General features: G+C 71.1%; 2 protein-coding genes and 1 pseudogene. All 3 read right to left on the reverse strand.

Annotated features, from left to right (window positions below; all coding sequences use genetic code 11):
* Positions 1-228: pseudogene (locus tag ETP66_RS11700) on the reverse strand (sulfur oxidation c-type cytochrome SoxX); the annotation flags it as partial.
* Positions 229-238: 10 nt separating this feature from the next.
* Positions 239-1,948, reverse strand: coding sequence for a thiosulfohydrolase SoxB (soxB, locus tag ETP66_RS11705; protein WP_130842764.1), 1,710 nt, complete (start codon positions 1,946-1,948; stop codon positions 239-241).
* The coding region (soxX, locus tag ETP66_RS11710; protein WP_130842765.1) for a sulfur oxidation c-type cytochrome SoxX at positions 1,945-2,274 on the reverse strand (330 nt) is incomplete at its 5' end. The genes soxX and soxB, both read right to left, overlap by 4 nt.

Raw genomic sequence — 2,274 nt, forward strand, 5'->3', positions numbered from 1 at the left:
GATCAGGGCCCGCTGCTCCGCCAGGAACTCCCCCAGCACCTCGGGGGGCAGCCGGTCCCGGTACTGGGTGCAAAGCGCCTGCCCCCGGTCTTGGGCGGCCATGACCCGGGCGAACTCCTCGCCCCCCGTGCGCAGGGCGGCCTCGAGGCGGGCCCGGAAGGAGCCCGCCTGGGAGAGGGCGAGGCCCAAAGCCAACAATCCTAGGAGCATCAGCACGCTTCGCCTCATGCCTTACACCTCACGGTACCCGGTAGTTGCGCCCCAAGACGCGCACGTTGGGGTTAGGGTCGACCCTGACCCGGCCCACCCCCTTGAGGTAGGCCTCCAGGACCTCGTAGATGGGCCGGGGCTCGTACCCCGCACGGGCCTCCCCCACCCGCTGGAGCCTCCCCCCGTAGGCGGCCACCAGGTAGCGGCGGTTCGGGTCCAAGGGCTTCCCCCCCACCTCCGCCTCCCGCACCCGCCTTCCCGTGGGGGCGTCGGGGTCCAGGGTGTAGCGGAGCCCGTGGACCCGGCTCACATCCCCCCCCTGGTGGAAGAAGGGGTCGGGGCTGAAGACGTTGCTGGCGATGTCCTCCAGCACCCCCAGCACCTGCTCCCCCCGTAGCCAGAAGAGGTAGAGCTCGGGGTAGGTGAACCCCAGGTAGGTGTAGAGGTGGTTCCGGGTCAGGGCCTCCCCCGGCAGCACCGTGGTCCCCCAGCGCACCGCCGGGCTGAAGACCAGCTCCACCTCGGGGTAGAGGGCCTGGACCGCCTGGCCCACCAGCTCGTCCCAGGTGGAGTAGAGGGTGTCCCGCTTGTAGAGGAGGCTCTCGGAGAGGGCCAGGGGCTCGAAGAGGTGGTCCCGGTGGGGGGCCAGGCGCCCCTCCAGCCAGGCGGACACCTCCGGGGCCTCCGGGAGGTGGCGGGCGAGGACCGGCAGGACCCGGACCCGCAGGTTGGCGATCCCCCCCCTCCGGAGGCGGAGGTCCACCCGCATCAAGGCCTTCCCCGCGGCGCTCCCCGCCACGATCCAGGTCCGGCCCACCCGCCAGGGCAGGGGGGTGAGGTCGTGGGTGTGGCCGGAGAGGATGAGGTCGATGCCCCGGAGGCGCTCCGCCAGGGCGGCATCCAGCTGCAGGCCGTTGTGGGAGAGGAGGACCACGGCGTCCGCCCCCTCGGCCCGGGCCCGGTCCACGGCCTCCTGCAGCCTGCGCTCGTCCAGGGCGAAGGAAAGCCCCTCGGTGAGCTCCTCGGGGTGGGCCACCTTCACGTAGGGGTAGGTGGCCCCCACCACCGCCAGGGCGTAGGGGCCCACGGGGTGGATGCGGTAGGCGGGGTAGAGGGGGTCGCCGAAGAGGTCGTCCACGATGTTGTAGGAGAGGAGCTCCCCGGAGAAGGCCTGCAAAAGCTCCTCCACCCGCTCCCGCCCCAGGGTCCACTCCCAGTGGGAGACCATGTGGTCCACCCCGGTGAGGTTCTGCCACTCCACGATGGCCTCCCCTTGGGTGAGGAGGGAAAGCCCGGAGTTGGTCCAGGTATCCCCCCCGTCCAGGACCAGGACCTTGCTCCCCTCGGCCTCGGCGCGGGCCTTCTGGTCGCGGATGAGGGCGGTGAGCTGGGGCATGCCCCCGATGGGCCCAAAGGCCTCCGCCAGCTCCACGAAATCCAGGTGGGAAAGGAGGTAGGCCAAAGCCGTGCCCCGCGCCACCCCGTAGTAGCGCAGAATGGCCTCCCCGGTGAGGTAGCCGGGACGGCCCATGAGGGGCCGGGGGGCGATGAGGTTGGGGGGCTCCATGAAGTGGTGGGGGAAGGCCTGGCCGTGGAGGTCGGAGAAGTAGAGGAGGGTGGCCTCCCCGTAGGGGGGGAGGTCGTAGAGCCGGGCGGGGTCCTCGAGGGCCCGGGCTAGGGCCTTAGGCCCCAGGCCCGCCAGGGCCGAGAGGAGAAGGAGGAGTTCCCTCCGGTTCATCGCGCCCCCACCGCCGGTTTGGTGTTGAAGTCGGACTCCGGATCCAGGAGGTAGGCCACCACGTGGGCGATCTCCTCCGGGGTGAGGAGGCCCTGGACCCCGAAGCGGTACATCACCGAGCAGGGGAAGAAGGCCCAGGCGTTGTAGATCACCTCATAGGTGTAGCGCTGCACCGCCTCGTCCAGGCCCCGCTCCCCGTACTTCTCCAGGCTGGGGCCCACGTCCCCGCCCAGGTGCACCGGGGAGCCGAAGTGGCAGGAGAAGCAGTTGGCCCGGCGGATGTCGTTGAAGATCTCCCCACCCTTGCGCCAGTCCCCCATGAGGCG

Source organism: Thermus thermamylovorans (assembly GCF_004307015.1).
Taxonomy (GTDB): Bacteria; Deinococcota; Deinococci; order Deinococcales; family Thermaceae; genus Thermus; species Thermus thermamylovorans.

Bases quoted from the DNA above. Each gene is read 5' to 3' on its own strand.
- soxB (WP_130842764.1), bottom strand. From the start codon at position 1,948: ATGAACCGGAGGGAACTCCTCCTTCTCCTCTCGGCCCTGGCGGGCCTG.